Origin of the sequence: Dolichospermum flos-aquae CCAP 1403/13F, from assembly GCF_012516395.1 — a bacterium.
Classification (GTDB): Bacteria; Cyanobacteriota; Cyanobacteriia; order Cyanobacteriales; family Nostocaceae; genus Dolichospermum; species Dolichospermum lemmermannii.
Genome location: NZ_CP051206.1, coordinates 2,192,082 through 2,218,354 on the forward strand (window position 1 = coordinate 2,192,082; position 26,273 = coordinate 2,218,354).

The 26,273-nt window shown below is 38.4% G+C and carries 23 protein-coding genes and 1 pseudogene; 10 read left to right on the plus strand and 14 right to left on the minus strand.

Annotation, left to right across the window (positions count from 1 at the left end):
- The first annotated feature begins 98 nt into the window (after positions 1 to 98).
- Positions 99 to 2,387 (plus strand): type IV pilus secretin family protein, encoded by a 2,289-nt coding sequence (locus tag HGD76_RS10845; RefSeq protein WP_168695784.1) that lies wholly within the window; start codon positions 99 to 101, stop codon positions 2,385 to 2,387.
- 129 nt (positions 2,388 to 2,516) lie between these two features.
- On the opposite strand, the gene pyrR is transcribed toward HGD76_RS10845, so the two are convergent.
- The 3 genes from pyrR to HGD76_RS10860 form a co-directional block, all read right to left on the minus strand.
- Positions 2,517 to 3,053, minus strand: a complete 537-nt coding sequence (gene pyrR, locus HGD76_RS10850) for a bifunctional pyr operon transcriptional regulator/uracil phosphoribosyltransferase PyrR (protein WP_148761674.1) — start codon at positions 3,051 to 3,053, stop codon at positions 2,517 to 2,519.
- Positions 3,054 to 3,229: 176 nt separating this feature from the next.
- Complete coding sequence (gene cbiB / locus HGD76_RS10855) at positions 3,230 to 4,180, minus strand: adenosylcobinamide-phosphate synthase CbiB (protein WP_168695785.1); 951 nt, start codon at positions 4,178 to 4,180, stop codon at positions 3,230 to 3,232.
- A 63-nt stretch (positions 4,181 to 4,243) separates the two neighbouring features.
- Positions 4,244 to 4,687, minus strand: a complete 444-nt coding sequence (locus HGD76_RS10860; protein WP_015079517.1) for an Rrf2 family transcriptional regulator — start codon at positions 4,685 to 4,687, stop codon at positions 4,244 to 4,246.
- A gap of 309 nt (positions 4,688 to 4,996) precedes the next feature.
- On the opposite strand from HGD76_RS10860, the gene HGD76_RS10865 reads away from it, so the two are divergent.
- Positions 4,997 to 5,407 (plus strand): AbrB/MazE/SpoVT family DNA-binding domain-containing protein, encoded by a 411-nt coding sequence (locus HGD76_RS10865; protein WP_015079519.1) that lies wholly within the window; start codon positions 4,997 to 4,999, stop codon positions 5,405 to 5,407.
- Positions 5,408 to 5,425: 18 nt separating this feature from the next.
- Here HGD76_RS10865 and HGD76_RS10870 read toward each other — a convergent pair whose 3' ends face one another.
- Both HGD76_RS10870 and HGD76_RS10875 read right to left on the minus strand, forming a co-directional pair.
- Positions 5,426 to 5,653, minus strand: coding sequence for a hypothetical protein (locus HGD76_RS10870; RefSeq protein WP_168695786.1), 228 nt, complete (start codon positions 5,651 to 5,653; stop codon positions 5,426 to 5,428).
- A gap of 8 nt (positions 5,654 to 5,661) precedes the next feature.
- Positions 5,662 to 7,578 (minus strand): chloride channel protein, encoded by a 1,917-nt coding sequence (locus tag HGD76_RS10875; protein WP_168695787.1) that lies wholly within the window; start codon positions 7,576 to 7,578, stop codon positions 5,662 to 5,664.
- A gap of 415 nt (positions 7,579 to 7,993) precedes the next feature.
- Here HGD76_RS10875 and HGD76_RS10880 point away from each other — a divergent pair, with 415 nt between their 5' ends.
- On the plus strand, positions 7,994 to 8,371 hold the full coding sequence (locus tag HGD76_RS10880) for a hypothetical protein (RefSeq protein ID WP_168695788.1): 378 nt from the start codon (positions 7,994 to 7,996) through the stop codon (positions 8,369 to 8,371).
- Positions 8,372 to 8,521: 150 nt separating this feature from the next.
- On the opposite strand, the gene HGD76_RS10885 is transcribed toward HGD76_RS10880, so the two are convergent.
- Positions 8,522 to 10,135, minus strand: coding sequence for an ArnT family glycosyltransferase (locus tag HGD76_RS10885; protein WP_148761682.1), 1,614 nt, complete (start codon positions 10,133 to 10,135; stop codon positions 8,522 to 8,524).
- 258 nt (positions 10,136 to 10,393) lie between these two features.
- On the opposite strand from HGD76_RS10885, the gene HGD76_RS10890 reads away from it, so the two are divergent.
- The 3 genes from HGD76_RS10890 to HGD76_RS25855 all read left to right on the plus strand — a co-directional run bounded on the left by HGD76_RS10890 (position 10,394) and on the right by HGD76_RS25855 (position 13,839).
- Positions 10,394 to 11,920 (plus strand): hypothetical protein, encoded by a 1,527-nt coding sequence (locus HGD76_RS10890; RefSeq protein WP_168695789.1) that lies wholly within the window; start codon positions 10,394 to 10,396, stop codon positions 11,918 to 11,920.
- Positions 11,921 to 12,251: 331 nt separating this feature from the next.
- Positions 12,252 to 13,625, plus strand: coding sequence for an MFS transporter (locus tag HGD76_RS10895; protein WP_168650256.1), 1,374 nt, complete (start codon positions 12,252 to 12,254; stop codon positions 13,623 to 13,625).
- A gap of 88 nt (positions 13,626 to 13,713) precedes the next feature.
- The gene (locus tag HGD76_RS25855) at positions 13,714 to 13,839 is read left to right on the plus strand and encodes a hypothetical protein (protein ID WP_267904357.1); all 126 of its coding nucleotides are present in this window, start codon (positions 13,714 to 13,716) and stop codon (positions 13,837 to 13,839) included.
- 35 nt (positions 13,840 to 13,874) lie between these two features.
- Here the strand turns inward: HGD76_RS25855 and accD are convergent, their stop codons facing one another.
- The 8 genes from accD to HGD76_RS10940 form a co-directional block, all read right to left on the minus strand.
- A complete protein-coding gene (accD, locus tag HGD76_RS10905) occupies positions 13,875 to 14,828 on the minus strand; it encodes an acetyl-CoA carboxylase, carboxyltransferase subunit beta (RefSeq protein ID WP_168695790.1) in 954 nt (317 codons plus the stop codon).
- Between the two features lie 207 nt (positions 14,829 to 15,035).
- Positions 15,036 to 15,857 carry a prepilin peptidase gene (locus HGD76_RS10910; protein WP_015079527.1) on the minus strand — a complete coding sequence of 274 codons (822 nt, stop codon included), beginning with the start codon at positions 15,855 to 15,857 and terminating at the stop codon, positions 15,036 to 15,038.
- A 26-nt stretch (positions 15,858 to 15,883) separates the two neighbouring features.
- A complete protein-coding gene (locus HGD76_RS10915; RefSeq protein ID WP_015079528.1) occupies positions 15,884 to 16,144 on the minus strand; it encodes a hypothetical protein in 261 nt (86 codons plus the stop codon).
- An 88-nt stretch (positions 16,145 to 16,232) separates the two neighbouring features.
- On the minus strand, positions 16,233 to 17,327 hold the full coding sequence (gene leuB / locus HGD76_RS10920; protein WP_168695791.1) for a 3-isopropylmalate dehydrogenase: 1,095 nt from the start codon (positions 17,325 to 17,327) through the stop codon (positions 16,233 to 16,235).
- An 87-nt stretch (positions 17,328 to 17,414) separates the two neighbouring features.
- Positions 17,415 to 17,639 carry a DUF167 domain-containing protein gene (locus HGD76_RS10925; RefSeq protein WP_168695792.1) on the minus strand — a complete coding sequence of 75 codons (225 nt, stop codon included), beginning with the start codon at positions 17,637 to 17,639 and terminating at the stop codon, positions 17,415 to 17,417.
- 109 nt (positions 17,640 to 17,748) lie between these two features.
- Positions 17,749 to 18,063: a hypothetical protein gene (locus HGD76_RS10930; protein ID WP_015079536.1), complete on the minus strand. Its 315-nt coding sequence runs from the start codon at positions 18,061 to 18,063 to the stop codon at positions 17,749 to 17,751.
- Positions 18,064 to 18,188: 125 nt separating this feature from the next.
- Positions 18,189 to 19,379, minus strand: coding sequence for a M20 family metallopeptidase (locus tag HGD76_RS10935; protein WP_168695793.1), 1,191 nt, complete (start codon positions 19,377 to 19,379; stop codon positions 18,189 to 18,191).
- 257 nt (positions 19,380 to 19,636) lie between these two features.
- Complete coding sequence (locus HGD76_RS10940; RefSeq protein WP_168695794.1) at positions 19,637 to 19,876, minus strand: hypothetical protein; 240 nt, start codon at positions 19,874 to 19,876, stop codon at positions 19,637 to 19,639.
- 226 nt (positions 19,877 to 20,102) lie between these two features.
- Between HGD76_RS10940 and HGD76_RS10945 the strand changes: the two are divergent.
- The 4 genes and pseudogenes from HGD76_RS10945 to HGD76_RS10960 form a co-directional block, all read left to right on the plus strand.
- Positions 20,103 to 20,318 (plus strand): annotated as a pseudogene (locus tag HGD76_RS10945) (HlyD family secretion protein); the annotation flags it as partial.
- Positions 20,319 to 20,384: 66 nt separating this feature from the next.
- Positions 20,385 to 21,110 (plus strand): DevA family ABC transporter ATP-binding protein, encoded by a 726-nt coding sequence (locus tag HGD76_RS10950; RefSeq protein WP_168695795.1) that lies wholly within the window; start codon positions 20,385 to 20,387, stop codon positions 21,108 to 21,110.
- 57 nt (positions 21,111 to 21,167) lie between these two features.
- Positions 21,168 to 24,755, plus strand: a complete 3,588-nt coding sequence (locus HGD76_RS10955) for a hydantoinase B/oxoprolinase family protein (RefSeq protein ID WP_168695796.1) — start codon at positions 21,168 to 21,170, stop codon at positions 24,753 to 24,755.
- Positions 24,756 to 24,946: 191 nt separating this feature from the next.
- On the plus strand, positions 24,947 to 26,173 hold the full coding sequence (locus HGD76_RS10960; protein WP_168695797.1) for a molybdopterin molybdotransferase MoeA: 1,227 nt from the start codon (positions 24,947 to 24,949) through the stop codon (positions 26,171 to 26,173).
- Positions 26,174 to 26,273 lie beyond the last annotated feature (100 nt).

Sequence of the window (26,273 nt, forward strand, 5' to 3'; positions counted from 1 at the left end):
GAGGTAAGGGGCAAGAGGCAAAATAAAATATTCTCCCTATTCCCTATTCCCTGTTATACGTTACGATTTAGACTTTTATTTTATGTGAGGAATGAACTGTGAAACAGCTTCATAATAGTGTTTTCGGATCAAGTGCGGCAGCTTTTGTACTCTTAGCAGCCCAACCAGTGTTAGCAAAGATCACACAAATTACTGATGTTGAACTCAGTCCCATTGCAGGGGGAGTTAGTGTAATTTTAAAAACTGCGGCGGGAGATCGTCCCCAAGTATTTACCACTAAAAAGGACAAATCCTTAGTTGCGGATGTAATTAATACCCAACTCCGTTTACCCAAGGGCAATAACTTCCTGCAAAAAAACCCCGCACCAGGAATTGCATCTATTGAAGTTAAACAATTAGACGCTAATAGCATTCGGGTAACAGTTACAGGTATTGATGATGCACCCAGCAATCAGCCCGTCATGGGAAAGGATAATAATATTACCCTGGGCTTTACCGCTACCACAAATTCAACAGCATCAACCGCCACTAAGCCTACAGAAAAGGTAGCAGTAACACCAGCTACTACCAAGCCTACGGAAAAGGTAGCAGTAACACCAGCTACCACATTTGAATATAAACCAGATGAACCAGGTAAACAGCCGGATGTTCTAGTTCCTAACCCCCAAGTTACAATTGACGGGAAAATTACCCAAACCCCAAATCCTGGTCAAGCTTATAAGCAAAGTCCTCTTTTTTTACCTAAGGCTGTCGCCCCACCTGTAGGAGATATTACTCAGTCTAATATTGATACATCTCCTGTGGTGATTAATTTAGGTACAAAAGAACGAGTTCGTCGGTTGGTGTTGCGTGATGCACCTGTAAGAGAGGTTTTATCTTTATTAGCTCGTGCTGCTGGGCTGAATTTGGCTTATATAGGTGGGGAAGCAGAAAAACCGCAAGATGCTGAAAATGTAACTAAAACATCTCAGAAGATTTCCTTAGATATAGAAAATGAACCCGTACAAGATGTTTTTAATTACGTCCTGCGTTTGAGTGGTTTGGAAGCTAACCGCAGTGGACGGACAATTTTTGTTGGGACTCAATTACCTAATTCTAGTCGTAATCTTGTGATGCGTAATCTCCGACTAAATCAGGTAACGGTGGGTGTGGCGTTAAATTTCCTAGTAGCTTTGGGTGCGGAAAGTGCTGTCAGTCGAGAACGACTAGTTACTAGTGTTAATGCTGTACCTGTGGGTGGTGCTGCTAACACCGCAGTTACTCAAACTCAAACGACGACAGAAACGAAAATTGAGACTCAACGGATTACATATACAGATTCAACACCTATACTCAGAGGGTTACAAGCTTCAGGAGACGAGCGGACAAATTCTGTTACATTAATTGGTAGTCCTAAGATGGTTGAGATGGCAGTATCTCAATTAACACAGCTTGATATCCGTCGTCGTCAAGTGGTGGTGAATGTCAAAATTATTGATGTCAACCTGACAGGTACTCAAGATTACAATACCAGTTTTTCTTTTGGGGTTGGTAACAACTTCTTTGTTAATGATGGTGGTGCAGCATCTTTAAATTTTGGTGGTTCTCGACCAGCTAATTCTAATGAAGTAAACAATACTGTGACTGAAACACCAGTTACAAATAATCCACTTCAGGCTGTAGTTACGGGGTCTGCTGCTGGTATTAATCGAGATCCCACAATTCAAGGAAACAAAATAGGGGGTATACCAACTTTATACCAATTCCCTAGACGGCTTCTTACGAGTTTACAAGCTCAAGTTACCAAGGGCAACGCTAAGATTCTAACAGATCCTACCTTAATTGTTCAAGAAGGACAAAATGCAGTAGTTAAGTTAACTACAGAGGTATATGCTGGATTAGACATTTTATCCCAAGGTACAGGAACTACATCATCAACCACTTTCAGCAAACCTATCATCAAGGAAGCAGGTCTATCCTTGAATGTGAAGGTAGAAAGAATTGATGATAACGGTTTTGTATCTTTGTCCGTTGCCCCTACTGTATCTGCTCCGGGTGGTACAGCACAAGCCGGCGGTGGTAATGGTACAATAACTCTTTTATCCGCAAGAACTCTTACATCTGGTGTATTGCGCTTGCGGGATAGTCAAACGCTTATTCTTTCCGGTATTATTCAAGACACAGATCGAACAAGTGTTTCTAAATTACCTATTTTGGGTGATATTCCCCTGCTGGGTGCGCTGTTTAGGAAAACAAACAAACAGAACGAACGTAGAGAGGTAATTATTTTACTGACACCGCAAATAATAGATGATTCCCAGAATTCTGGCTATGGTTATAATTATACACCCAGTCCCACAGCGCGGGAAATGTTGGAACGTCGGGGGGTGAAGCTGCAACCGCGTTAGTTAGTTTTTGGTGATTGTTTGTCAAAATACCCGATTTATGGGAGAAGTAAATAATGTAGAGATGTTCCATGGAACGTCTCTCTACAACTAGAAAATATACTTTTGAGTTTAAGTCCAAAAAAGGAAATTTCAATTACTAATTAACTCCACACCATCTCGTCCATCACTATCCTGTAAATAAACTTTAACAATTTCCTCCTTAGCTGTGGGTAACTTTTTACCGACAAAATCTGGATGGATTGGTAACTCTCTATGACCTCTATCTACTAATATAGCTAAACGAATTACCTCTGGTCTACCATATTCATTCACGGCATTTAAAGCAGCCCGAATAGTTCTCCCTTTAAAAATGACATCATCTACAAGTACCACCGTTTTTCCGGTCAAATCAAAGGGAATATCCGTTTTTTCTGGAGTTCTCAAGCCGATTTTATCAAGATCATCACGATAAAATGTAATATCCAAAGAGCCTACAGAAACATTAACATCTTCCAGAATTTCTATTTGACGGGCTAATGAATAAGCTAATGGGACTCCTCTAGTATGAATACCCAGAAGTAACAATTGAGATAAATCTCGTGTCCTTTCGACAATCTGAGAAGCCATACGAGTTAATGTCCGACGCAGTTCTTCTGATGAGAGAATTTCAACTACTTTGGTAGACATAAGATAGGTAATTGGTGATAGGTAATTGGTAATTGGTAATTGGTAATTTCTGGTTTTCTCGTTTTCTCGTTCCCATACTCTGTATGGGAATGAATGCTAGAAGGCTCTGCCTTCAATCACACTGGAGGCAGAGCCTCTTTGATAGCATTCCCAGTCAGAGACTGGGAACGAGATAACTAACGAATTAAAAATATTGCTAGTCCTAACCATAGTAAAAACGCATATCGGGTTAATTGTAAAGCTTGATCAATGGAATCTGGGGTAATGGGATAAATAGCATCTCCTAAAAGTGGTTTCTCTTTAGCTACTCCACGATACCAATTTATTCCTCCCATTTGCACACCTAAAACCGCAGCATAAGCGCATTCACTCCAACCAGAATTGGGACTGGGATCTTTGATTGCGTCGCGGCGACAAATTCGCCAAACATTTAAGGGTTTTAAGGATAGTAATGATAAAGTGATCACTGTTAACCGACAGGGCAACCAAGTAAAACCATCTTCCCACCGCGCACTAAACCAACCAAGATAAGTATAAGGTAGTTCTTTATAACCGACCATTGAATCTAAAGTGCTACTAGCTTTATATGCTAAAGCCAAAGGGACAGCACCGATAACAGGGATAAATGCACCAACAATAGTATAAAAAAGAGGAGCCATTACGCCATCAGTGGCATTTTCTGTAACGGTTTCTAACACTGCTCTGAGAATTTCCGCTGGGGAAAGATTGGCTGTGTCTCTCCCGACGTAATTACTTAAAACCTGTCGCGCTGATTCTAATTCTCCATTTTTTAAAGGTTGGAGAACTTCCATAGCTGCATTTCGTAAACTTTTGAAAGCAAAACAACTAGCTAGAAGAATACTTTCTACAGCAATTCCTAACAATGGATGTACCCACTTGGCACTTTGAACTATTATCCAACCTACCAAGCCACTACCAGTAATTACAATCACACCTAAGAAAATTCCCGCAAGCCTCTGAGAAAGAGGATTTTGGCAATATTGCAGAGCTAATTTACTCAAGTGGGAAATTACCCATCCCATGACTCGCACCGGATGAGGCCAACCCCAAGGATCTCCGATTAAGTAATCTAACAATGCAGCCAAAACCAAAACAGTAGATGTCATTTTTTATTGATTGTTGATTATTTATTCTTTTTTCTTGCTTTTTCCTTTCTTCTGACTCGGTGACTAAACCACAAAATTGGCTTCTTCTCCTTGAGATGCTTGCCAACTGCGAGCATCATAATAAAGGTCTGCCAGGGTAATATTGTACAAGGCTTCTTTGAGCTTTTGGTTGAGTCTGTTCCAGAGACTGGATGTCACCCAATCTGCTGTTTGAGCGGGTGTGGGATTATTCAGAGGTAAGTTAGTGATATTTTCACCAACAGCCTCTAAAATTTGGCCAATAGATATTTGTGCCGGTTTTTTTGCTAATTTATATCCACCGACGCTACCACGAATTGAAGTTACTAATCCGGCACGACGCATTTCTATGAGCAGCTTTTCTAGATAGGGAGCAGGAATATCTTGACGTTTAGCGATCGCTCTGACCGATTCAGGTCCATACTTGGGCTGTAAACTCAAATCTAGCAATGCTTTCACGCTGTAATGTCCTCTCGTAGTTAGTTTCATATAGCAGTTATGATTAATTTAATTTCCCCAATCCTTCTGCCTCTTCCCTCTTACCTCTTAATCTGCCTATCTTTAATAATTTAAAGAATCAAAACCGGATTCCTCTCTATAGTAGCTATCAGCATCATTGTAATTATATTTCATATAATTTTTTAAGAATATTGATAATAATGCAACAATTTTGTCTATGAGTGTAATATACTTGGCTAGGCTGATCCAAAAACTCAAGAATTCTGTTCCTATTAGTTCAATGTCAGCTAAAATAAAATCCACTTGACAACAAACAACATTCATTTTCGACCTAAGTTGATGCCTAAACAAAAAAAAATTGAACTCCTAGTCGGTGACGAACTGCTCAAAAAAGTTAAAGAGCTAGAAGCCATTAGCAAAGACGAAAAAGCTAAACAGTGTGGCTACTATACTGTTACCAAAAATGGTATAGAGCGCGTCAATATGATGAAATTCTTGAATGCCCTAATTGATGCTGAGGGTATTCAGTTGGATAGTTCACCCAGTGCGAATGGACGTGGTGGACGCAGTGCCAGCTATAGAATTGGTGTGCAGTCAAACGGCAACTTATTAATCGGTGCAGCTTACACAAAACAGATGAATCTTCAACCTGGTGATGAGTTTGTCATCACTTTAGGGAAAAAGCACATTCGACTCCGACAAGTAGATTCGGAATCTATAGAAGATGTGGAAGTAGAAGCTACAGCTTAATGAATATTCATTAGTCAGTTATGGGTTGTCAGTTGTCAGTGGTTTTGTTTTACCCCTGACTGCTGCATAACTAATAACTGACCAATTACCAAAATTTAGAGAACAGGGAATAGGGAACAGGGAACAGGCAATAAGAAGATATTTGCCACTGACAACCAACAACCAACAACCAACAACCAACAACTGACAACCAACAACTGACAACCAACAACTGACAACCAACAACTGACAACTAACAACTAACAACTGACAAATCACCAATTCCCAATTTCCTCTATATATTCAGTAGTTGTAATCACTGGTAGATATTGATGTAGTACCTTAGTGATTGCCGTTAAATTACAAGTTAATTCAATTTGTTCTCTTTCTAATAAACCCAGAATAAAATCAGGATTGTCTTTAGCTACTACTGGTAATTGATGTAACCCACGTAATGCCATGCGGTCTAAGGCTTCAGATAAAGGTTCATCTTCCCAAGCATAGAGAATATCCGTAGTACAAATATCTATAAGTTTTTGACTAGATAAATATTCCTGAATTTCAGTAGATGAATTAGAAAGATTTTGCCATAGAGCCAGAGTCCGTTTAATATCTTCTAAGGACAGAATTCCCACCAACTTGCCAGCATCATCATCAATTATCAACGCACTGCGAATTCGTTCCCGTGTCATTGCTACCGCAGCTTCTAATACTCCCAGAGTAGCTGATAATTTTTTGGGGTAAGCGTGCATAGCATCTGCGACTAACATTTGCTGCCAAAGTTCTACTTTTTCATCTTTCAATTCTGGCAAACCAATCTGTTGCAGATTAGCATTAGCATCTAAAGTTGGTTTAATTCGTTCTACTAACCAAACACTTAAACCCACCGCTGCCATTAAAGGTAAAACAATCCGATAATCGCGGGTTAATTCAAATAACATTAAAATTGCTGTCAATGGCGCTCTGACACTACCTGCCAAAACCGCTGCCATACCTACCATTGCATAAGCTGGAGGAGCAGCCATATAGTCTCCAATTCCTGGTGCTACCAAAGCCAAAAATTTAGCATAAGCGGACCCAAAGGACGCACCTAAAAACATCGCTGGTGCAAATAATCCACCGACAAAACCACTCCCTGAACTTACCGCTGTCATCAGCAATTTCAACACCAGTAATATCAGTAATAGGTTCAGCGAAAAATCCTCATCCTGGAGCATAGCTTCTACGGTTTCATAGCCAATCCCCAAAATTTGCGGGTAGTGCCAACCGACTATACCAATGATTACACCACCGAGAATAGGCTGAATTGATTGAGGAATTTTACCTAGTAATTTCAACCCTGGTAAATTACCAGCAAAGGCGGATTTGGCTAACCGAATTGATTCAGTATAGGTGAGAGAAATTAAACTTGCACCTAAACCTAAACCCAGATAAAGAGGTAATTCTAGGTAACTGCGAACTTGATAAGCAGGTAAAGCAAAAGCCGGTTGTGAACCTAAACCAATTTGAGCAATTAAGGCGGCGACAACGGCGGCAAGTAACACCACACTTACCGCAGAAGTAGCAAAATATGTAGTTCCCATGACTACTTCTAAGGCAAAAAATACGCCAGCAATGGGGGCATTAAAACCAGCAGCTAAACCAGCCGCCGCCCCAGCACCTAAGAGCAACCGCTGACGTTCTTGAGAAACTTGTAATATATCAGACAATAAAACTCCGAAATTAGTCCCAATTTCTACACTTGGACCTTCGGGACCCAAGGATGCACCACTGCCGATAGAAACAGCCGCAGCGATCATTTTTGTGACCGGTCGGAGGGGTTTCTTGGCTTCTTTGCCTTGAGAAACAGCTATGAGAGAAGAAAGTCCTGGACCAAAATCCTGAGTGCGCCAACGCATGAGGCCAACAATGATACCACCCAAAGTGGGAACAGCAGCTAAAGTCCAAGCACCCCAGCTCCCAATTTGTCCCATCAGATTTTCCAGCATGAAATTGTTAATTAGCTGGATTAAATAGTGAAAGGTGACTATCCCCATAGCTGTACTACCGCCAATTAGCACGGCTAAAAAAAGCACTACTGTTTCTGAGGAGGGCTGAAAACGATTAATTAACTGAGTGAACCGCATGGAAGGTGGGGAAAAAGTATCGGATTCCGTGACCTTCGTCTGCGAAGTCGGAGGCAAGAGAGTCATTGATAACCGGGGTAACTGTCAGAAAAAACGATTTTTTATCTGTTATTTCTTATTGTGGTTTATTATGGGAAAAACTGCCTGCTCAATAATTAATTAACAAAAATCACAAAATATTTAGAAAAAAATAATTCCGTCCTGCGGTACTAGCAACTTGAGTTAGTATATAAGGGAGTATATCCTTAGGTCAATTTCATTCTTAAAGTCTACATAGTAGGGAGCAGGGAATAGGCAACAGAGTTGAAAGTCTTTTGGTGTTTCAGTTTTAGGTAAATTTTGGATCTCATGCAATTGCATATCGCTATCATAGTATTTTGCCAATAACTGCCAGTGACTATGGCATAAACACTAGATTTTCAGTAAAATTCAATACAGATATTGTTATAAATAGAATCAAGGGACTAGGCGGACGAGGTAGATGAGTACAAATACTTTTCATGATCATTATGTTACTTGCCCAATTTGCCAAAGAAATAACAGAACCACGCCAATAAAATCCTATATTGGTTTGTTTTCCTGTCCTTATTGCCAAGAAAAGTTAGTTGTTTGTCAAAGCGGACATTATGTCCGTGACCCATTTATTTGGAAACAAATGATGATCTCTTCGGCTTTACGTCGTCAAAGCCGACCTTTGGCACGGATAATCAGAGATTTTATCTTCATTAAGCGTCCTTTTTTGTCTTTGGTTGTGGGAAGTGCGATTTTTTTCGGGATTGTGACTATGACTCAAGATAATATGAGTCATGATGGCCAAGAAATTCCCCACATTGAAAGAATGAACAAGGGTGAAAAATAGATTTCTTGTGGAACCTTAAAAAATACTTTCGCCAAATTGAAAAAAGCCTGAAGTCGCAGGTTGGGTTGTATTACAGGAAAGACAACATCAGCGTTGGGTTTTGCTTACCTCAACCCAACCTCCGAAACAATAAAAATGGCAAAGGTATTGTTAAAATGAGTTATTTTCTTTGGTAATTAATTGCCAATCTTCTACTTGATCTATGACTTTGATAGAGTTGAATTGGAGGTTTTCTAAGGTAGATATATTGAGGAGAAAATAAGGTTGGCTATCATACTGCCAGTAATATTGTAACTCACCAATAGAAGCAGGAATAATAGTGCGATCGCTATAAAAATCCAAAGAAGCACGATGGTAGGGAAAAGATGTATAGATTTCCTTAATTGCTGGATTTATTTTAGTGATCATTGCTGCTACTGGTTTAACAGGATAAGCTGTATTTAATTCCCCAACCCAGTAATGAGATTTCATTAATAACAATAGAGAAATATAACTTCCCCAAATTAAAATTTTCAGAAATTGTCTATCACCTCGCTCTGCTAAAATTGCCGCTAAAGTCATGGTTAAAGCCACTGCTGCAAAAATTATCTGTAATTCTACTTTGTCTAAAGTTCTCCAACTAAAATAAATACTGCCTGCAGAAGCCACCACAGCCAATATTGCTAAACTCGTTACCCAAGCGCGGGGATAGCCAGAAACTACAGGCACATTTTCTATTTCTGCTAATTGAAACCCCAAAGCTAAAGCTAAACTTGGATAAATAGGAACTATATACCAGGGAAGTTTAAAGCTAATGAGGGAAATAATTAATAGATAAACACCACACCAAACAATAATCAATTTTGCCCAACTTAAATTATTATTCTCCCAGGTAATGCGGATAGTTTGAGGGAGAAATATCAACCAAGGCCATGTCCACTTGGCGATTTCTAAAAGATAATACCAAGGTGCTTGGAAACTGCCATTAGTAATAGTTTGGATATGGTTTAAAGATGTATTCACATCAATATTGAAGGGATAGCCATAGTGCCATACTTGAAATCCGTACCAACAGCATACAGGTAGACAACCGATGAAAATACCTGTCCAGAAATAATAACTTGCGAGTAGTCTAGGTGTATCCCAGTAAAGAAAGACTAAAACAACTGCACCTAAATAAACACCCATCACGCCTTGGGTTAGACAAATTAACCCGAAACTAATGCCTACACCTAAGCAGTAACGCAAATCCCGGCGCGATCGCAAGACAAACCACATCATCAAAATCAAAAAACTGGCAACTGCCCCATCTAACACTGCTAACCTGCCATAACGCACCACTGGCAGCATTGTTAGATAAATTAAGGAACTATAAATAGCTGCCCAACGGTGCCGAAATATCTCTCTCCCCATGCAATACAACAAAGGTACAGAAGTTGCCATCAAAATTGCACTAGGTAGACGAGTTGTCCATTCATTAACACCACCCAGAGCATAAGCCCCAGCAATTAACCAGTGCATCAGCGGTGGTGTGTGGTGATATGGTTCACCGCCCAAAGTAGGGTAAAGCCAGCGCATTGAATTTGCTGGAGCTTGCCAAATTTCCCGCGCTACCCTGGCTACAGTTGCCTCATCCCCATCTTGTAAGGGCAAACCGCCAAGATTGATGCTAAACAAGATCACCGCTGCCAATAACAAGAGGATTAGCCATAGCCAATCAATCTTTCTTTCAACCACACGGTGCTGTTTTTCTAGATGAGTCCAAATAAAGCTTCCTTCTTGCATATTCTATGCGAATCTTATAATTGTTAGGTTTAATCACATAGAGATCAAAGCGAATCTTCTATGTTGCCATCCGGGAACAATCTATTTTTAAAAGCAATGGCTAGATCCCAAATTAGCTCAGTTTCTTAGGAACAGAGATAATTTTTTGGCGAAGATTTTCTGATTAATTTTTTTCAGGAAGTTTACAGGCATCCTGCCGATTAAATGATATAAATACTACCATTAGCATTTGCTCAATTACCCTGAAGGAGAATGTCAATGAACCTACCTTTTATTTTAGATGTGGCACTGGGTTTAATTTTTATTTACTTAATTTTAAGTTTACTGGCTTCAGAAATTCAAGAACTATTGACAACTGTACTGCAATGGCGGGCTGAACACTTGAGAAGATCAATTGAAATTCTTTTAGCTGGTGATGCTCAAAACTCAGAAAAACCGGAAGTAATTCAACTAGTTAATAAAATTTATGGCAATCCTTTAATTCAAAGTATTAATCAAGAGGCTAAAGGTTTATTAGCAACTTTACCTCGGAAAGCTACCTGGGCAATTGGCTCATTCTTTAGTCTATTCAGAAAGTCTAGTTCTAGATTTAGAAAAGAAACTGTTTTTGGTGATCAAAAACGCAGTGCGCCTTCCTATATTGGTGGTGAAAGTTTTGCCAATAGTTTTATGGATACACTCCAACTGCCAGTATTGGTCAAAAAATTAACTGAAATCAGACTAGAACAATTCAAAAATGAACGTTTAGATGATATCAGACAAATTTTAATTCAGTTGCAGGTTTACATTAATAATCAAGAGTTATCTAGTGAATTTGCTACTGATATTGCCACAGATTATAAACAGTTAGAATTAGAGTATAACCGCATTACTGATGAGTTTAATAAGGATAAATATGATATCTACATGGCGATAAATAGGATGAGAGATAGCCTAGATAAATATATAGATAGTTTCCAAGCAAACATAGGCAATCATGAAGATATTTTAGATAAACCTTTGCGGGAACTAAAATTCGTCAGACAAGATATTTTTGCAGATGCAGAAAAAGCCATAGTGCTAGGAGGATTAAAACCTAATATCAATGAAATTGTCAAATCTATTAAAAAAGGTAGTGATATTCATGGTGAAGTTATAGCAGCTATTCAAGATAAAGATAGTGAAACCTATAAAAAAGTTCAAGAACTAATTGATATTCTGCCAGATTCTGTTGTTGATAGTATTGAAACTATGGCAAAACGCGCCCAAATGAGAGCTAAAAGCACGGAAGAAGGGATTATTCTTTTACGGAAAGAAATTGAAAATAGTTTTGATAGCTCTATGGAAAGAGCCGGTGGTGTCTATAAACGTAATGCTAAAGGAGTCGCAATTATAATTGGGATAACCTTAGCTATTACAGCCAATGCCGATACTTTTCATATCATTAACCGCTTATCTAAGGATTCTTTATTGCGAGAAATAATTATTAACAAGGCTGTACAAGTAGTACCACAAGGATCTAATGCTTCAGATATGAGTAAAGTAGATCCTAACGAGATTTTAAAAGAAGTTGAATTACCAATTGGTTGGACAAGTGCTAACGTACAACAGCAAATTAACGGCACAAAATATAGAATTAATGGGTTACCTATTTTCAGTGTTTTGAGTATGATTGCTGGTTGGCTTGTGAGTGGTATTGCTATTGCTATGGGTGCGCCTTTTTGGTTTGATTTACTGGGTAAAGTCATGAATGTGCGGAATGCAGGTAAAAAAGGCAAACAAGCTCCTAAAAATCAAGATGAATAATTCAGATCCCCGACTTCTTAGAGAAGTCGGGGATCTGGTGTTATGGTTTAGTTTTCCCAAATCTTCATAAATTTTATCTACTTCCCAACCCCAGTCATTTTGGTTGGGAACAGTATCTAGGAATGGATCAGTATAAATATAAACAATTATTTTCATGGGGAGAAATAAGGGAGAATTAGATCTTTTCCTCAATTATTAATTGCAAAAGCTTGATTAATCTCCCAATTATGAAATACTGATGACATTTTTTCAGGTGTTTTATAGACTGTGAGTCTGCAAACTGATATTGAAAAATATAAGAACAAAAGATAGCTCTGTAATTTATGATAATATGAATTCCCTTCCGGTTGACACAGTTGAAGCACTGGATATTCAAACTCCCAATCTTGACTCTTTACTAACTAAACAGTTTCCTCAGCAATTTACTAAAAACGATATTCGTACCAGTCTACAAGCTTCTACCATAGATGCCGTTTTTGCATCTATTTTTGGTCTGAGTACCGGGGGAATTTTAGTCAGTAATTTGTTAGTCGAGTTGGATGCTACTCCGGTGATCTTTGGAATGTTATCCTCAATTCCCATGCTGGTAAATTTTATTCAACCTGTGGGGGCTTACATTTCTGAACAAACTACCAGTAGATTTCAATATTCTCTATTAACCTTTGGAACTTCTCGGTTATTGTGGTTAATTCTAGTTATTGGCATTTTTGCTAACAATTCCAGTTTATTAGATTCTCAACAATTGGTAGTATTAACACTGTCAATTGTCCTTTTTAGTCATCTTCTGGGAGGATTAGGAAGTGCATCTTGGCTAAGTTGGTTAGCCATTATTGTTCCCCGCAGGTTACGAGGGAGATATTTTGGTATTCGGAATAGTGCTTGTAATCTGACGAATTTAATCTGTGTACCTTTGGCGGGATTAGTAATATCAAATTGGCATGGTGGAACTATCGAAGGTTATGGATTAGTTCTATCTTTAGGAACTATTTGTGGAATTATTAGTTTGTGTTGTCAATATTTTCAAGCAGACGTAAATCCGCAATTACAAAATCAGCATAGTTTGAATTTTTGTGAAAATCCTCCTCAAGATATTTGCAAAGAAGAAATTAATTGGACTACTATTATTGGGCAGAACTCTAAATTTTTACTATTTCTGCTTTATTTCAGTATCTGGATGTTGGCTGTGCATTTGAGCGCACCTTTTTTCAACTTCTATTTATTAGATACTTTAGATTTAGATGTGACTTTAGTAACTATTTATAGCAGTCTTCAGACCGGGGCAAATCTGTTAGTGTTGATTATATGGGGGAAATTAGCCGATAGAATCGGTAATCGTCCTATTCTTATCTGTGTGGGTATTTTAGTCGCAATTACGCCATTATTATGGTTAGGAATTGGTCATCATCAACTTGATTTTTGGTTATGGTTGCCGCTTTTACATATTTTTACTGGCATCACTTGGGCAGGAGTTGATTTATGTAGCACTAATATGTATTTAGGAATTGCCCCCGTGAGAAATAAATCTATCTATTTTGCCATTGTTGCGGCTGTCGGGGGCGTGAGTGGAGCTTTAGGGACAACTATCGGCGGTTTTATTGCCCAAAACCAGGAATTTGGCGGTTTATTAGGCTTATTTGCGCTATCTAGCCTATGCAGACTATTAGGGCTAATTCCCCTAATTTTTGTCCAAGAACCGGGAAAGTAGAAGGAGTCAGTTGTCAGTTGTCAGTTGTTAGTAGGGGCGAAGCATTTGGAAGATAAATTATCGGTCATTGCCAAAAATAGTTCTCCAAATGCTTTGCCCGTACAGTTGTCAGTTGTTAGTAGGGGCGAAGCATTTGGAAGATAAATTATCGGTCATTGCCAAAAATAGTTCTCCAAATGCTTCGCCCGTACAGTTGTCAGTTGTCAGTTGTTGAAGGAAGAAGGAAATTTCTTCCCTCATTTCCGTTTTTTATTCAACAGTAGCGGAACTTAATTTCATTGTTTCCCACAAAACCATGCTTGGTGTCGTTGTGGGGAGAGGTTGATGTAGCGCAATTAATTGTGTCAAATTAGTTTTTAATTGGGTACGGGAGACGATATCATCAACAAATCCGTGTTTAAGTAAGTCCTCAGCGGTTTGAAAATCTTCAGGGAGTTTTTCTCTGAGAGTTTGTTCAATTACCCGTCTTCCCGCAAAACCAATAGTTGCTTTGGGTTCAGCGATGATAATATCACCCAACATGGCGAAACTGGCGGTAACACCTCCGGTAGTTGGGTTGGTTAAAACAGGAATATATAATAGTTTAGAATCTCGGTGACGTTGGAGGGCGGCGGAAATTTTCGCCATTTGCATTAAAGACAGCATTCCTTCCTGCATTCTCGCACCACCTGATGTGCAAATAATGACGACAGGATAACGCCGTTGGGTGGCTTGTTCAATCATGCGGGTGAGTTTTTCCCCGACAACAGAACCCATGCTTCCACCCATAAACCGGAAATCCATGACTCCTAAAGCTATGGGTAAGCTGTTAATTTGTCCTAACCCAGTTTTAACAGCATCTATCAGTCCTAGTTTTTCTTGTGTTTCTCGCAAGCGATCGCTATATAGTTTACGATCACGGAATTGTAAGGGATCAGTGGGGCGTAAATGCTCATCCAATGGATTCCAGGTATTAGCATCAATTAATTGGCGAATTCGTTCATCACTATCAACGCGATTATGATGACCACAATCAACGCAAACCATTTGATTAGCTTTTAAATCTTTTGTATAGCTAAGAACACCACATTTAGGGCATTTATGCCATAAACCATCAGCAATTTCCCGTTCTTGGCGTTCTGAATTGGGACTTCCTGATTTACGCCGATTTGCGAACCAATCAAATAGAGACTTTAAACCGCGTGATTCTTCGTTGTTTGCCATTTTTATCTTATGTAATTAGGTGTGAGGACAAAATCAGAACTATGATTTGGATGATTAGTTAATCATAAGAGTCACAAAAATCATAAAAATCATAGTTTAGACATATTTAAATCTCAATGGGGTAATCACAGCTACAGTCAGGTGCGATACAGGTTTAAGTGGATAAAACCATAAGCATGAAACAAAAAAAAGATTTAAAAAATGATATTAAGATCCAGGCAAAAATAATCTCATATATGGGGACAAAATAGCTTCACCGCAAAAAACAGTGATTACCGCACCTAACGCTAGGAAGGGTCCAAAAGGCATTTTTTGTCCCATTTGGTGACGAGAGAGGATAATTGCACCACCACCGACGAATACTCCCAAAATGCAGGAGATAAAAACCGCTAGTAGTAAATAACGCCATCCTAACCATGCTCCCATCATAGCAGCTAATTTAGCGTCACCTGCACCCATGACCGTTTTGCCAAAAGCCATAGAACCTAAAAGGGCGATCGCATCAAACAGCCATAAACCCAGAACTGCACCGGCTATTCCGGTTATTAAGCGTTTTGATAATCCCACCGCAGTCGGTTCTGATAACCAACCAACAGCCATTTGAAAGACTATTCCTAAAATTAAACCCGATTTAGTTAAGGGGTTAGGTAAGGTCATTGTATCTAAATCTATGAGAGATAAAGCCAATAACCAACTACAAAAAGCCCAATATCCCAGGGTGAAAATTGAAAATTGAAAAACCCAAAATACTATTAAAAATATTATCCCTGTTAATGCCTCCACTAATGGATAACGGCGAGAAATCTGAGTTTGGCAATAACGACACCGCCCTTTTAACCACAACCAACCGAAAACCGGGACATTATCATAAGCCTTCAACCTATTTAAGCACTTGGGACAGCGAGAAGGTGGCCACAGCACTGATAAGCCAGCGGGTAGCCGATAAACCACAACATTAATAAAACTACCCAGAGATGCACCCAAAACAAAGACAATGATACTGGCTGAAATATTCATCAAAATGTCCATATTATTATTTGTCAGTTGTCAGTTGACTAATACATATAGGACTCAATTTGATTCAACGGCACAAAACATTCCTGTGGTAATAACACTGGGTACTTAGTAAAAATCACTTTACCCCGATGAGTTACCCGACTAATTGCTACTCCTGTAGCTTTTCCTACTATTTCTGGATGGACTTCACAGTAGGTATAGTAGATGTGACTAGCTGCTCTAATTACAGTAGGATCAATCAAAGAAGGATGCTTTTTGGAGTGGGTAAAGTTTGCCTGTTCTTGTTGTAAAGCGTACACAATTGGCTTTTATATTGAGATTTACAGATTTGCTTTTAGTGTATCTGAAAGTTTTCACAATAAATAGTAAAACTTCCAGATTTACACTTTAACGTGATTTTAATTGCAGAATTTCCATTAGTGCTGCGCCCATAGCTTGACAACCGACAAGTTTCATTCCTGGGGACATAATATCTCCTGTGCGATAACCTTGTTCTAAAACTTGTAACACGCTATTTTCAATTAAGTCTGCTGCTGCTGCTTGGTCTAAAGCATAACGCAACATCATGGCGGCGCTTAAAACCTGTGCTAAGGGGTTGGCTTGATCAAGTCCTGCAATATCCGGGGCTGAACCATGAACTGGTTCATAGACACCGGGACCATCAGCCCCCAAACTAGCAGAAGGTAACATTCCTATACTACCTGTGAGCATTGCCGCAGCATCAGAGAGAATATCACCAAATAAGTTTCCTGTAACAATTGTATCAAATTGTTTGGGAGCGCGGACTAATTGCATAGCGGCATTATCTACATACAAGTGAGATAACTCAACATCAGTATATTCTGAGGAAAGTTGTGTAATTTTTTCCCGCCATAATTGAGATACTTCTAACACATTGGCTTTATCCACTGAACAGAGTTTACCACCTCGTTTCCGCGCTGTTTCAAAAGCTACGCGGCCAATGCGTTCAATTTCTGATTCTGTGTAAACCATCGTATTTACACCGCGTTTTTCTCCGGTTTCTGTTGTAAAAATGCCTTTGGGTTTACCAAAATAAATCCCGCCGGTGAGTTCCCGCACCACCATAATATCTACTCCTTCTACAACCTCTCGTTTCAAGGTGGAAGCGTCAATTAACTGGGGGAGAATTTTCGCAGGACGTAAATTAGCAAATAGTTGTAAACCAGCCCGCAACCCTAATAAACCTGCTTCTGGGCGTAAATTTGAGGGGAGAGAATCCCATTTGTAACCACCAATAGCAGCGAGTAAGACAGCATCGCTATTGCGGCACCTATCTAAGGTAACAGCGGGTAGTGGTTCGCCGGTTTCGTCAATAGCAGCACCACCAATTAAAGCTGTGGAAAATTCAAAGGAAAAATCAAAGCTTTTACCGACAAATTTCAGCACGTCCACTGCTACGGACATAATTTCGGGACCAATGCCATCTCCAGGTAGTAGGGTAATGCGGTAGTTTTGAGTCATAGTCAGGTTTTACTGGGTAAATGTTTGCAGATAAAATATCATACCTAGCAATTGTGCCAAATGGGTGATTGGTAATTGATAATTGCCCTAAATTCCATCAATTTCAATTACCTTTTGTCGAGATGTTGTCCCAGATTTAATTCTGATAGAGGATTTAGCAACATCAAATTTTTTGGCTAGTAGTTTAATTAACTCTTCATTAGCTTTACCATCTACTGGTGGTGATTTAAGATGTACAGTTAAACTACCATCTGCTAATTCTTCAATCTTTTGCTGTTTAGAATTTGGTTTAACTTTTACTCTTTTTTGCATTATGTATTTTTTGGATTTTTTATAACCACAGAGAACACATAAAAAAGAGCTAAAAAAGATTTTCTCACAAATTTCTACTTGCCCTATTCCCTATTCTCTGCTATAAATTTTATCCAATACCCAACATTCTATTTACTTGTGGTAATGCTAAAGGTTTTCGTTCGATATTTTGGAAACATTCGATTTTTTTAAGTTGTATATAGGCATTTTTGAAATTACTGATATTTAATAAAACAATATCTTGATAAACTGCATCTTGGGGACTTTTTATCTCTATTACCAAGTCTTGTAATTGATTTTGGCTAATAGCTAAATTCAGATATTTCAAAAATACTTCTCTTTTTTTAGAACGGACAGTGACTAAATACCAATTATTAGTGCTTTGTTCTGATGAGTTGGAATCTATAGTTTCAATTGGTGGCATGATTGACAGTGTAATTTTCTGGAATTTATTTAAAGAGCAATTTCTGGACTGTGATTTTTGTGATTTCTGTGATTTTTGTGATTTGTTTGACTAATTAATCATCTAAATCAAACCAATCACACAAATCATACTTCTGACTTATTTAGCCAATATTTATAAGCTGCATAAGCTAATGTGACTACTCCAGTAATAATAGCAGATTCATCAACTTCAAATTGGGGATGATGCAAGGGATGATTAATTATTCTCTCTTCATAGCCTACACCTAAGCGAAACATTGAACCAGGGGCGTGTTCTAAATAAACAGAAAAATCTTCTGCACCTAAAGATGGTTCTGGTAAAATTTGGACACGATCATTACTCCAAGCTTCTTCTGCGGAGGATTGTAATAGTTGTGTTAAGGCATTATCATTTTGAACACTGGGTACACCTTGATGATAATTAACCTGATATTTGGCGTTGAAAGAATTACAAACATTAGCCACTATGTTTTCAATCCACTGTGGTAGTTTATCACGGGTTTCTGGGTGAAGCGATCGCACTGTTCCCAGTAATTGTACTTTATCAGCAATCACATTTGGCGCTCTTCCTCCATTAATTTGGCCAATACTCAATACTACGGGACGCAAAGGGTTTTGAGTACGGCTAATAGCTTGTTGCAATGATGTAATCACTTGTGCTGCAATCCAAATTGCATCTATGGCTTCATGGGGACGCGCACCATGTCCAGATTCACCAATAATAATTATTTCTAAATTATCTGCGGCGGCTGTTAACGCACCGTAACGAATACCAACTGAACCAGCAGGAATGGAAGGAAAAACGTGTAACCCTAAAATAGCCGCAACATTATTCATCACTCCATCTTGTACCATCCAATTTGCACCTTGGGCAATTTCTTCGGCTGGTTGAAATAAAAACCGCACCTTTCCACCCAATTCAGGGGCAATTTGGGAAAGTACCATCGCCGTCCCCAAACCTACTGTAGTATGAATATCATGGCCACAAGCGTGCATGACTCCTTCAATTCGAGAAGCATATTCTAAACTTGTGCGTTCTTGAATGGGTAAAGCATCCATATCAGTGCGAATTGCCAATATCCTATCACTAGGTTGAGTTCCTTGTAATTCACCAATGACACCTGTTCTACCTATTCCCTCTTCTACGTGCAAGCCATTGGCAGATAACACACCTGCAACAAAAGCAGCGGTTTGATATTCTTGCCCACTAAGTTCTGGGTGTGCATGAAGATGGCGACGGATTTCGACTAAGCGGGGTGCTATATTTGTTGTCAAGTCTTTAAGTCGGTTCAGCATAGCAATAATTTTAATTCATTCACCTTGTATTTCATTCTAGAATTTTGACAGCTTTAACTGCTACCCGCATTCTGACCAATTTTATCGGCTTACCTGCTAATTTTTCAGCATCCAGGAATACATACAAACTAATCATGATCGAATTGATGCGGTACTTGACAAGTCCAATCGTAATATCGTATTTACAACTCAGATTCAAATAGCGAGAATTTAATTATCAATCTTCAAAAATACCATCAAAACTATTTTCATCATGCTTACCAGATTTTCTCTATAACAACATCTTCAACTGTAAGATATGAAAAATCTATCCCCATTAATTCTAAAACTTTCAAAAATATTTCTGTATCCATTTCCATTATTTCGGAAGCTTTATATAAACTAATTAACCGCGATGTTAAAGCACCAATTACAAATATAAATCTTTCTTTCTGTTCTATACTTTGGAATAATTGCAATTGAGAAGCAATTTCTTGAAAGGTAGTTTGGTGATTCATTTATTTGATACTTATAAATGGATTAAGCCTGCTTTTATAAGAATACCAATTGCTGGAGTAATAAGCAATAATAACTTTATATCTCTCCCAATAAATTATATTTACTCATCTATTTCCATCTCATATTTATTTTAACAATTTTTCAATTTCCTCATCTTTGAAACCGACAAATTAATCAAATTTGCGCCTTTGCTTCTTTGCGCCTCTGCGCGAAATAGAATGTACTTCATTAAATAAAATAGATGAAGTGCGTCCAGTAGACTTAGTATCAGCCAAAGCCAACTTAGATCAAACTTATGTTAAAGCTCCCCAGAATGGTGTAATTTTTGACATTTATACTCCTGCAGGTGAAGTAGTATCCAATAACGGCATTGTCGAACTTGGGCAAATAAATCAGATGTACGCAATAGTTGAAGTTTACCAAAGTGATGTGAGTAAAATTCTCAAAATTACTCTTCTGTGCCTCTGCGTCTCTGCGTGCAAAAAATCCTGAAAACCTCAATCAAATATGCAAACTCTTAACTTTCCCAAACCTGTAATCTCCATCCAAAACCTCGATCATTATTTTGGAAATGGACAACTGCGAAAACAAGTTTTATTTAATATCAACCTCACCATTAATACAGGTGAAATTGTGATTATGACAGGTCCATCTGGCTCAGGTAAAACCACATTATTAACCTTAGCTGGTGGATTGCGTTCGGCTCAATTTGGCAGTTTGCAGATATTAGGCAACGAACTCTGTAAAGCCAATGCAAAACAATTAACCCAAGCGCGACGGACTAACGGTTATATTTTTCAAGCTCATAATTTACATGGTAGCTTAACAGCAATTCAAAATGTGAGAATGGGTTTAGAATTACATCCGAAAATGTCTCGAAAAGAAATGTTAATCCAATCACAAAAAATGCTAGAAGAGGTAGGATTAGGAAATCGGCTTAATTATTATCCAGATAACTTATCAGGGGGACAAAAACAACGAGTTGCGATTGCGCGTGCATTGGTAAGTCAACCAAAAATAGTTCTAGCAGATGAACCTACCGCCGCACTTGATAAACAATCGGGACGAGATGTAGTAGAATTAATGCAGAAACTAGCAAAAGAGCATGGTTGTACAATTTTGCTTGTTACCCACGATAACCGCATTTTAGATATTGCTGACCGAATTGTTTACATGGAAGATGGCCATCTTGTCCGAGAAAAAAGTGATTCTTTGCAAGATGTAGTTGGTTAAAATATTGTTAATACCGTTTTCTCTAATTTATAAATTCTGTAAGAGGGTTAATCTACAATGACTTGGGAATTTTGGATTGATAGGGGTGGTACATTTACTGATATTGTCGCCAAATGCCCCGACGGTAAATTACAAATTCACAAACTATTATCCGAAAATCCCGAACGTTACACCGATGCAGCAATACAGGGAATTCGGGAACTTTTAGGCATTTCAGATCATGAAACTATTCCTTCAGAGGAAATCACAATTGTCAAAATGGGGACAACAGTAGCTACAAATGCCCTACTGGAAAAAAAAGGGGATAGAACTGTTTTACTCATCACCAAAGGCTTTCGAGATGCTTTAAAAATCGCCTATCAAAACCGTCCCGATATTTTTGCCCGGCAGATTATTTTACCAGAAATGTTATATGAACAAGTAATTGAAGTAGAAGAACGTTACAACGCCCAAGGTGATGTATTAGTTAATTTAAATTTAGATGCCATTCGTCCTCAACTGCAAACAGCTTATAATAGCGGGATTCATTCCTGTGCAATTGTTTTTATGCACGGTTATCGCTACACCAACCATGAAAAACAGGTTGCTAACCTGGCTAAAAACATTGGCTTTACTCAAGTTTCCGTATCTCACGAAATTACCCCCTTAATGAAATTAGTCAGTCGTGGTGATACAACGGTAGTTGATGCTTATTTATCGCCGATTTTACGAAGATATGTGAATCAGGTAGCGAGTCAGTTAGGAAAAAACGTTACTCTCCAGTTTATGCAATCTCATGGAGGCTTAACTGACGCAGAAACTTTTCTTGGTAAAGATAGTATCTTGTCCGGTCCGGCGGGGGGAATCGTTGGTGCAGTCCAAACTACTCTGATGGCAGGATTTCATAAAATTATCAGTTTTGATATGGGTGGTACATCTACGGATGTTGCACATTATAATGGTGAATATGAACGTACCTTAGAAACAGAAGTGGCTGGAGTTAGGTTACGAACTCCAATGATGGCTATTCATACCGTTGCAGCGGGTGGCGGTTCAATTTTACATTTTGATGGTTCTCGTTATCGCGTTGGACCAGAATCAGCCGGTGCAAATCCCGGTCCTGCTTCCTACTCCAAAGGCGGACCCCTAACGGTGACAGACTGTAATGTCATGGTAGGTAAGTTGCAACCTGCTTTTTTCCCTCAAGTATTTGGAGCAAATGCTGACAAATTATTGAATGTGGAAATTGTCAAGAGTAAATTTGCGGAATTGGTAGAAGAAATTGGTGATAATCGCACAGCGGAACAAGTAGCAACGGGTTTTCTTACCATTGCCGTTGATAAAATGGCCAATGCGATTAAAAAAATCTCCCTCCAACGTGGTTATGATGTATCTGAGTATACTTTATGCTGTTTTGGTGGTGCAGGTGGACAACACGCTTGTTTAATTGCTGACGCTTTGGGAATGAAACAGGTATTTATTCATCCCTATTCTGGAGTTTTATCTGCTTATGGTATGGGTTTGGCAGATATTAGGGTGTTAAAAGAAAAAGCTATTGAAGCGGTTTTAGAATTAGGGATATTGTCAAATTTAAAAGTAGTATTCACAGAATTAGCAGCAGAGGGAAAAAAAGAATTAAACCGTCAAGATCCTGGTAATACAGGGATTCAAATGTATAAAAAGCTGTATTTAAGATATGAAGGAACAGATGCGGCTTTGGTTGTAAATTTTGCCGATTTAGCAGCAATGCAGAATCAGTTTGCAGAGTTACATCGTCAGCGTTACGGCTTTATTGCCGAGGAAAAACCCTTGATTGTGGAAGCGGTGACGGTGGAGTTAGTATTACATCATGATGCCCCATTTGCATCTGTAATTTCTCGGATAAATGATAATTTACCGATTGCAGATACAACCGTACAGATGTTTACTGCTGGGAAATGGTGGGATACCCCAGTTTATCGTCGGGAGAATTTACAACCGGGAGACTGTATTTCTGGACCGGCAATTATTGTAGAAGCGACGGGGACAAATATTATTGAACCCCATTGGAAAGCAGAATTAACTAATATTCAGAATTTGGTTTTGTCAGTTGTTAGTAGTCAGTTATCAGTGGAAAATACAAATGAGAAAATTGAAAATCCTGATGCTGTCATGTTGGAAATTTTCAATAATTTGTTTCGGGCAATTGCTGAACAAATGGGAATAACATTACAAAATACCAGTTCTTCTGTGAATATCAAAGAAAGGCTCGATTTTTCCTGTGCAATTTTCGATAATCATGGACAATTGGTCGCAAATGCCCCCCATATTCCTGTACATTTAGGTTCCATGAGTGAAAGTATTCAGGCTTTAATTTCCACTCATAAAAATAATATTCAACCTGGTGATGTTTTCGCTGCTAATAATCCCTACAATGGGGGAACTCACCTTCCAGATATTACAGTTATTACTCCGATATTTCTTAATTCTCATTTTCCTATTTTTTATGTAGCTTCACGGGGACATCATGCAGATATTGGGGGAATAACTCCCGGTTCTATGCCACCTTATAGTACAAGTGTCACAGAAGAAGGAATTTTATTAGATAATTTTCAATTAGTTAATTCTGGGGTTTTCTGCGAACAGGAATTAATTAATTTACTCAGCAGTGAACCTTACCCAGCGAGGAATATTCCTCAAAATATCGCCGATTTAAAAGCGCAAATTGCAGCGAATGAACTGGGAGTTAAAGAATTATTGAAAATGGTAGAACACTACAGCTTAGAAACTGTGCAAGCTTATATGGGTTTTGTCCAAGATAATGCCGAAGCATCAGTTCGTCGAGTAATTGAAGTTTTAAAAGATGGGAGTTTTAGTTATGCTTTGGATGATGGAAGTATGATCAAAGTTAAAATTACTATTGATAAAAAACTCAGAAATGCTAAAATAGACTTTACTGGGACTTCACCGCAATTAAATAATAACTTTAACGCACCATCAGCAGTTTGTAAAGCAGCAGTTTTATATGTTTTCCGCACTTTGGTAAATGATGATATTCCTTTAAATGCAGGATGTATGAAACCGTTGGAAGTGATTATTCCTCAAGGTTGTCTGTTAAATCCCCATTATCCGGCTGCGGTAGTTGCGGGAAATGTGGAAACTTCCCAAGCAATTACAGATGCTTTATATGGGGCTTTGGGTGTGTTAGCTGCTTCCCAAGGAACGATGAATAATTTTACTTTTGGTAATACGAAATATCAATATTATGAAACTATCTGTGGTGGTTCTGGTGCGGGTGAAGATTTCAATGGAACAGACGCAGTTCATACCCACATGACTAATTCTAGATTAACAGATCCTGAAGTTTTAGAATGGCGGTTTCCGGTAATTTTAGAAAGTTTTGAAATTCGGGAAAATAGCGGAGGAAAAGGTAAATATCATGGTGGAAATGGTGTAATTCGACGGTTGCGGTTTTTGGAAAATATGACAGCGGGAATTTTAGCAAATCATCGGGTTATTCCCCCTTTTGGTTTATGTGGTGGGAAAGCAGGTATGATAGGTAAAAATTATGTAGAAAGAAATAATGGAACTGTGAAAAAATTAGGAAGTAAAGCTGTGGTAGAAATGAATCCTGGAGATATATTTGTCATTGAAACTCCAGGAGGTGGTGGTTATGGGGAGATATAAAATATCCCCAACTTCTTAAATAAATATATGATATATAATCTAATTCTAAAATAGAAGTTGGGTATCTGCTCACTAATTAACTATTAAATTTCTATTCAGTGTAAAGAAATGTAAAATCGCTGAAAACTTCTTCACCCTTGCCTTTTGCCTTGCTATAACGACAATTTTTAACGCTAACCTACTTATTCATTATGTTATCAGTCCAAGATGCCGAAACTATTATTTTCAATGCCGTCCAACCTTTAAATCAAGAACATGATATTGAAGTTGTGGATTTATTAACAGCATCTCACCGAATTTTAGCAACTGCTGTAATTAGTTCTTTAGATTTTCCCCATTGGGATAATTCCGCAATGGATGGTTTTGCTGTACGTTATGAAGATGTGCAAAATTCAAATCCTGAAAATCCTACCATATTGGAAGTTGTCGAAGAGATTCCCGCAGGATATCAACCGCAAATTACTATTAAACCAGGACAAGCAGCCAGGATTTTCACCGGTGCAATCATCCCAAAAGGTGCGGATACTGTAGTTATGCAGGAAAAAACTAAATTGCAGGAAAATCAAGTTTTTATCTTAGCTACACCGCAACCCCAAGAATTTGTTAGACACCAAGGAGACTTTTACCAAGCCGGAAAAGAACTTTTACCAGCAGGAATTCCCCTGAATGCAGCAGAAATTGCTATTTTAGCCGCAGCGCAATTATCTAAAATCAGTGTTTTCCGTCGTCCACGAGTGGCTATTTTTTCTAGCGGTGATGAGTTGGTAACACCAGAACAAACTCTAAAACCCGGACAAATAGTAGATTCTAACCAATATGCTTTAGCAGCTTTAGTGCGTGAATTGGGTGCAGAAGTGTTAATGTTAGGAATTGTTAAAGATGATCCAATTGCTTTAACAGAAACTATAAATTATGCCATTAATCATGCTGATATAGTTCTTTCTTCTGGTGGAGTTTCCGTCGGTGATTATGATTATATTGATAATATATTAGCATCTTTGGGGGCAAAAATCCATTTTCGCGCCGTGCAAATGCGTCCAGGAAAACCTTTAACATTTGCCACATTTCCCAATTCCCTTTATTTTGGTTTACCAGGAAATCCCGTTTCGGCTTTGGTGACATTTTGGCGATTTGTCCAACCGACAATCAAAAAACTTTCAGGAATTAATCAAGGTTGGGAAGCGAAATTTTTAAAAGTGAAATCCTATTCCGAATTAAAATCTAACGGAAAAATGGAAACTTATATTTGGGGTACTTTAAATTTAAATAATGGTATTTATGAGTTTCATCAAGCTGGTGGTAACTTAAACTCTGGAAACTTAATTAACTTAGCCCAAACAAATGCTTTAGCCATTTTACCAGTAGGAAAAACCTTAGTTACTCCAGGAGAAGAAACCTTAGTTTTGAAAATAGGATAATTATCATTTTTATTCAAGATACTTGGGAACTATAGGGCTACTATTTGATTTTTGAACAAGCTGTAAACCGTAAACCCCATCGAATCAACGATTGAGTCTC

What these genes read in the sequence shown, in the direction of transcription:
- HGD76_RS10910 (WP_015079527.1), bottom strand. Translation starts at nt 15,857, where the DNA reads ATGGACATTTTGATGAATATTTCAGCCAGTATCATTGTCTTTGTTTTG.
- leuB (WP_168695791.1), bottom strand. Translation starts at nt 17,327, where the DNA reads ATGACTCAAAACTACCGCATTACCCTACTACCTGGAGATGGCATTGGT.
- HGD76_RS10935 (WP_168695793.1), bottom strand. Translation starts at nt 19,379, where the DNA reads ATGCTGAACCGACTTAAAGACTTGACAACAAATATAGCACCCCGCTTA.
- HGD76_RS10960 (WP_168695797.1), top strand. Translation starts at nt 24,947, where the DNA reads ATGTTATCAGTCCAAGATGCCGAAACTATTATTTTCAATGCCGTCCAA.
- HGD76_RS10860 (WP_015079517.1), bottom strand. Translation starts at nt 4,687, where the DNA reads ATGAAACTAACTACGAGAGGACATTACAGCGTGAAAGCATTGCTAGAT.
- HGD76_RS25855 (WP_267904357.1), top strand. Translation starts at nt 13,714, where the DNA reads ATGCTTTGCCCGTACAGTTGTCAGTTGTTAGTAGGGGCGAAGCATTTG.
- pyrR (WP_148761674.1), bottom strand. Translation starts at nt 3,053, where the DNA reads ATGTCTACCAAAGTAGTTGAAATTCTCTCATCAGAAGAACTGCGTCGG.
- HGD76_RS10880 (WP_168695788.1), top strand. Translation starts at nt 7,994, where the DNA reads ATGAGTACAAATACTTTTCATGATCATTATGTTACTTGCCCAATTTGC.
- HGD76_RS10940 (WP_168695794.1), bottom strand. Translation starts at nt 19,876, where the DNA reads ATGAATCACCAAACTACCTTTCAAGAAATTGCTTCTCAATTGCAATTA.
- HGD76_RS10865 (WP_015079519.1), top strand. Translation starts at nt 4,997, where the DNA reads ATGCCTAAACAAAAAAAAATTGAACTCCTAGTCGGTGACGAACTGCTC.
- HGD76_RS10955 (WP_168695796.1), top strand. Translation starts at nt 21,168, where the DNA reads ATGACTTGGGAATTTTGGATTGATAGGGGTGGTACATTTACTGATATT.
- accD (WP_168695790.1), bottom strand. Translation starts at nt 14,828, where the DNA reads ATGGCAAACAACGAAGAATCACGCGGTTTAAAGTCTCTATTTGATTGG.
- HGD76_RS10925 (WP_168695792.1), bottom strand. Translation starts at nt 17,639, where the DNA reads ATGCAAAAAAGAGTAAAAGTTAAACCAAATTCTAAACAGCAAAAGATT.
- HGD76_RS10930 (WP_015079536.1), bottom strand. Translation starts at nt 18,063, where the DNA reads ATGCCACCAATTGAAACTATAGATTCCAACTCATCAGAACAAAGCACT.
- cbiB (WP_168695785.1), bottom strand. Translation starts at nt 4,180, where the DNA reads ATGACATCTACTGTTTTGGTTTTGGCTGCATTGTTAGATTACTTAATC.
- HGD76_RS10885 (WP_148761682.1), bottom strand. Translation starts at nt 10,135, where the DNA reads ATGCAAGAAGGAAGCTTTATTTGGACTCATCTAGAAAAACAGCACCGT.
- HGD76_RS10895 (WP_168650256.1), top strand. Translation starts at nt 12,252, where the DNA reads ATGAATTCCCTTCCGGTTGACACAGTTGAAGCACTGGATATTCAAACT.
- HGD76_RS10950 (WP_168695795.1), top strand. Translation starts at nt 20,385, where the DNA reads ATGCAAACTCTTAACTTTCCCAAACCTGTAATCTCCATCCAAAACCTC.
- HGD76_RS10875 (WP_168695787.1), bottom strand. Translation starts at nt 7,578, where the DNA reads ATGACTCTCTTGCCTCCGACTTCGCAGACGAAGGTCACGGAATCCGAT.
- HGD76_RS10890 (WP_168695789.1), top strand. Translation starts at nt 10,394, where the DNA reads ATGAACCTACCTTTTATTTTAGATGTGGCACTGGGTTTAATTTTTATT.